The sequence below is a fragment of the Streptomyces lonarensis genome, assembly GCF_012033735.1.
GTDB lineage: Bacteria > Actinomycetota > Actinomycetes > Streptomycetales > Streptomycetaceae > Streptomyces > Streptomyces lonarensis.
In genome coordinates, this window is the sequence record NZ_JAAVJD010000314.1 from 1 (window position 1) to 4948 (window position 4948).

Genomic DNA, 4948 nt, shown 5'->3' on the forward strand with positions numbered 1-4948 from the left:
TGCTGGCGGCGGTACGGGACGAGCAGCGAGGACGGCCCGGTGAGCCTGCCCTCGCGCCCACCCCACCGCCGGGTCCGCGGGGTGTCCGCCGCGGGCGGCCCGGCCGGCGGGGCGGGCCCGACCGGCGTGCAGCCCGCCGGCGGCCTGCACGCCGCGCATGAAGCGCGGGACCCGGATGACGACCTTGGTGCCGAGGCCGGGCGCCGTCTCGATGACGAGGCCGTACTCGGGGCCGTAGACGGTGCGCAGCCGCCGGTCGACGTTGGCGAGGCCGACGCCGGCACCGGCCTCCTCGGTCACGGGGCGCTGCCAGGCACCGGCGAGGATGGCCTGGGCCTGGTCGGGGTCCATGCCGACGCCGTCGTCCTCGATGACGATGACGCACAGCGGCCCCTCGCCGAAGCCGGAGACGGTGACGGTGCCGGGGCCGGGGCGGGGTTCGAGGCCGTGGCGGACGGCGTTCTCGACGATGGGCTGGACGACCAGGAACGGCATGGCCACCGGCAGGATCTCCGGCGCCATGCGCACGGTGATCTCCATGCGGTCGTCGAACCGGGCGCGCTGCAGTTCCAGGTAGGTCTGGGTGGCCTGCAGCTCGGCGGCGACGGTCGCGTAGTCGCCCTGGTGGGAGAAGCTGTACCGCAGGTAGTCGGCGAAGTCGTTGAGCAGGGTCCGGGCGCGGGGCGGGTCGGCCTTGATGCGGGCGGCGATCACGGCGAGGGCGTTGTGCAGGAAGTGCGGCGATATCTGGGCGCGCAGCGTGCGGAGCTCGGCCTGGGCGATGCGGGCGCGGGAGCGGCGCAGCGCGGAGTGGTCGAGGCAGCGGGTGACGAGGCGGCCCGCGGCTTCCAGGTCGGCGGCGCCGGAGCCGGTGGCGGCGAGGGCGCCGGTGAGTTCGCCGTCCACCAGCAGCGGTACGGCGGTCCAGCGGGCGTGCCGGGCGGTCGCGCCGTGTTCGAAGGTGCGGGCGAGGACGGCGGCCAGTTCCTCGGTGTCGGGGACGCGGCCGGATATCGCCAGTGGCTGTTCGAGGTCGGCGAGAACGACGGTCTCGGCGTGGAGGAGGGTGCGGAGGCGGCGGGTGGCGGCGGGGGTGCCGCGGCCGCGCAGGCCGTCGCCGAGGTGCTCGCCGATCTCGTGCACGGCGTCGAGCACCGCGGTGGTCTCCCCCACGGTGGAGGTGCGTCGTCGCATCCGGAGCGGCATGGCCGGACCTTAGCCCAGCGGTGGCGCCCGCTGTAGGGTCCGCGCACGACGACACGACGACACGACGACACGACGGCCGGCCCGTCCCCGCCCTTCGCCGCGGCGGCGGGCGGGGGGCTGCGCGTGGTGGTGGCCCCGGCGGGCGCCGGGGCCACCACCACGGGACGGGCGGCTGCGTCAGCCGACGGAGTCGTTGTACTCGTCGATCTTGCGCTGCAGGGACTCCTTGGAGCGGGTCAGCGCGGCCTCGGGGGTGTCGTCGGTGGTGAGGGCGGCCTCCCAGCCCTCCTCGGCGGCGACGCGCGCGTCGGACATGACGCCCATCATGCAGCCGGCAGTGTTGACGCTGGTCTCGGAGTCGGCGAGCTGGGCGGCGGCGACGGCGAACTGCGGGAACTGGGTGGCGCGTTCCTGGGCCTCCGGGCCGTCGTAGCCCTCGGTGTTGACGGCGAGGTAGCCGGTGCCGGCGTGCCAGACGGACTGCGACTCGGGGGTGAGGAGGTGCTGCACGAACTCCCAGGAGCCGCGGACCTCCTCCTGGCTGTGGCCCTCACCGTTGATCCAGAGCGAGGCGCCGCCGATGATCGAGCCGCCCGGGTCGTCGGCGGAGACCAGCGGGAAGTAGCCGGCGCCGACCTCGAAGTCGGACTGCTCCAGGAACCCGCCGAGGGAGCCGGTGGACTCCAGCGTCATGGCGGCCCGACCGGAGGTGAAGGCGGCCTGGGCGTCGTCGGTGGAGCGGCCGAGCTGGACGGCGAGCCCGTCGTCGATCATGGACTGCCACCATTCGACGACCTCGACGACCTTGGGGTCGTTGAACAGCGCCTCCTCGGCGCGGCCCTCGCGGCCGTTGCCGTTGTCGCAGTACGGGACGGCGGCGCGCGCCATGAACTGCTCGACGAACCAGCCGTAGACCGCGGCGCCGAAGCCGTACTGCTCGACCTGGCCGTCCTCGCTGGTGACGGTGAGCGCCTCGGCGTACTCGCGGATCTCGGCGAGGTCCTTCGGCGGGGTGTCCGGGTCGAGGCCGGCCTCCTCGAACGCGTCCCGGTTGATGTACATCAGCGGGGTCGAGTTGTTGAAGGGGAAGGACCGCAGGTCGCCGTCGACGGTGAAGTAGTTGAGGAGGGCGTCCTCCAGCGAGCCGGTGTCGTACTCGTCCTTGTCGACGAAGGCCTGGGCGGGGACGGTCTGACCGGAGTCGATCATGAACTGGGTGCCGAGGTCGTAGACCATGATCAGGTTGGCGGTGTCGCCCTGCTGGATGGCGGCGCGGTGCTGGGCGAGGGTGGTGTCGTAGTCGCCCTGGAAGGTGCCGGTGACGCGGACCCGGCCCTCGTTCTCGGCGTTGAACTCGTCGATCAGTCCGTTGAGGACCTGGCCGTTGGTGGAGTCCATGCTGTGCCAGAACTCGACCTCGACCGCCTCGTCGAGGTCGTCCAGCACCTCGGCGCCGGGGACGTCGGAGGCGGAGGCACCGCCGCCTCCCCCGCCGGTGTCGTCGGTGGAGCAGGCGCTGAGGAGCAGGGCTATCGAGGCGCCGGCGGCGACTGCGGCGGAGCGGCTGCGGAGCGTCATGGTGGCGTGGTCCGTTTCTCTTCGGTCGTGTGCTCTTCGGTCGTGCCGTGGGCGTCCCCGGGACGGGGTCGGCGCGGGGACGGGCGCGGGCGCGCCCGTGGGCGCCCGCGCGGTGGTGTCGCGTCGGGTGTGCGTCGGAGGTGCGTCAGTGGTGGCCGGTCGGCCGGGTGGCGGGCCGCGGTGGGGCGGCCCGTCCGGGTCACTTCACCGCGCCCGCCGTCAGGCCGCGGACGATGAAGCGCTGGCCGAAGACGACCAGGGCGAGGGTCGGCAGCACCGAGAGCGCGGCGCCGGCCAGCCAGAGGCCGGGGTTGGCGGCCTCGGCGTTCTTGAGGCTGTTGAGGCCGATCTGCAGCGTCTGCATGTCGGTGGTGCGGGTCATGATCAGCGGCCAGAAGTACATGTTCCAGGAGCTGATGAAGACGTAGACGCCGACCGCGCTGAGCGCGGGCTTGCTGAGCGGCAGCAGGATCGTCCACAGGAACCGCAGGTGCCCCATGCCGTCGACCCGGGCGGCGTCACGCAGTTCGAGCGGGAACTGCTTGAAGCTCTGCCGCAGCAGGAAGGTGCCGAACGCGTAGGCGAGGAACGGCAGTACCAGTCCGAGGTAGCTGTTGTGCAGCCCCCAGCCGGAGAGCGTCAGGTAGTTGGGGATGAAGGTGGCCTCGCCCGGCACCATCAGCGTGGAGAGGAACAGCGCGAAGACGACGGCGCTGCCCCGGAAGCGGAGGAAGACGAAGGCGTAGGCGGCCAGTACCGAGGTCGCCAGCTGCGCGACGGTGATGATGCCCGCCATGATCAGCGAGTTGCCGTACATCCGCATCAACGGGACGGCGTCCAGCACGCGTTGGATGTTGTCCAGGTGGAACCCGGTGGGAAGGAGCTGCGGCGGGAACCGCGACAGCTCCCGCGGCTCCATGAAGGTGCCGGCGAAAACGTAGTAGACGGGGAAGAGCACCGGGACCAGCGCCAGGAGCAGCACCACGTAGACCAGCACGCGGCCGAGCGTGATCCTCATGAGTAGTGCACCTTCCGTTCGATGACGCCGAACTGGACCGCGGTGCAGATCAGCACCATCAGCAGCAGGACCAGCGCCTGCGCGCTGGCGCGGCCGAAGTCACTGGTGCCGTGGGCGAAGGCCAGCTGGTAGATGGAGTAGACGAGGGTGGTGGTCGATCCGACGGGTCCGCCCTGGGTGAGGATGTGGATCTGGCCGAACCCCTGGAGCGCGTTGATCGTCGAGATGACGACGAGGAAGAACAGCTGCGGGCCGAGGAGCGGGACGGTGATCCACCAGGCGCGCCGCACGCCGGCCGCGCCGTCGAGCAGCGCCGCCTCGTTCACCTCGCGGGGGATGGAGCCGACACCGGCGGCAAGGATCAGCACGCCGTAGCCGAGGTTCATCCAGACGGTGGTGAGGCAGATCGAGATCAGCGCCATGTCGGTGCTGGTCAACCAGGCGACCTGGCCGAGCCCGAGTTGGTGGAGCAGGCCGTTGAGGACGCCGCTGGCGGGGTTGTAGAAGACGGCGAAGATGACCGAGGCGCTCGCGACGGAGAAGGCGAACGGCAGGGCGAAGGCGCTTCGGAAGAACCGCTGCGCGCGGACCTGCGACTCCAGCAGCAGCACGACGGCGAGGGCGCCGATGGCGCCCGGTATGACGACGCCGAGGGTGAACAGCGCGGTGACGACGAGGACTTTGCCGAACTCCGCGGAGAACATCTCCTGGAAGTGGCTCAGTCCGACGAACCGGGAGGGGCGCCCGATGATGTCGTTGCCGTGCATCGACAGGTAGACGGTGCGGCCGAGCGGATACAGCAGGAAGAGGGCGAAGACGGCGATCGAGGGGGCGAGGAACCCCCAGGCGAGCAGGGTTTCCCGGCGCGGTCCCGAAGCGCGGTCGGCGCTCGGTGCGCGCCGTCGGCGGGCGGACGTGGCCGGGTCGGCGGCGGCATCCGCGCCGGTCACGGCCTCGGTTGTTGATGTGGGCACGGCAGGCAGCATGTACAGCCAAGGTGAAGGCGTCAATCCCCTGAGGAGAATCGGGCGCCAACTCTGTTCACACCGCCGGTGTCGTGCGTCCGTGCCGTCGCGCCCCGCGGTCGACAGCACGAGCAGCCGGCCGTCCCGGGCCCGGGGAGGTGGGCCGCGGGACGGGCCGGCC

The 4948-nt window shown here is 71.7% G+C and carries 4 protein-coding genes; all 4 read right to left on the reverse strand.

What is annotated here, in order from left to right:
* Positions 1–1206, reverse strand: a 1206-nt coding sequence (locus tag HCN56_RS23535; RefSeq protein WP_245246937.1) for a sensor histidine kinase, incomplete at its 3' end; no start/stop codon positions are given.
* Positions 1207–1383: 177 nt separating this feature from the next.
* Positions 1384–2784 carry an ABC transporter substrate-binding protein gene (locus HCN56_RS23540; RefSeq protein ID WP_167974356.1) on the reverse strand — a complete coding sequence of 467 codons (1401 nt, stop codon included), beginning with the start codon at positions 2782–2784 and terminating at the stop codon, positions 1384–1386.
* 199 nt (positions 2785–2983) lie between these two features.
* The gene (locus HCN56_RS23545; protein ID WP_167974358.1) at positions 2984–3802 is read right to left on the reverse strand and encodes a carbohydrate ABC transporter permease; all 819 of its coding nucleotides are present in this window, start codon (positions 3800–3802) and stop codon (positions 2984–2986) included.
* Positions 3799–4776: a carbohydrate ABC transporter permease gene (locus HCN56_RS23550; protein WP_312871403.1), complete on the reverse strand. Its 978-nt coding sequence runs from the start codon at positions 4774–4776 to the stop codon at positions 3799–3801. Before HCN56_RS23550 ends, HCN56_RS23545 begins: the two co-directional genes overlap by 4 nt.
* Positions 4777–4948: the final 172 nt, after the last annotated feature.

Excerpts from the sequence above, each read along its gene's own strand:
- HCN56_RS23545 (WP_167974358.1), bottom strand. The coding sequence starts at position 3,802 with ATGAGGATCACGCTCGGCCGCGTGCTGGTCTACGTGGTGCTGCTCCTG.
- HCN56_RS23540 (WP_167974356.1), bottom strand. The coding sequence starts at position 2,784 with ATGACGCTCCGCAGCCGCTCCGCCGCAGTCGCCGCCGGCGCCTCGATA.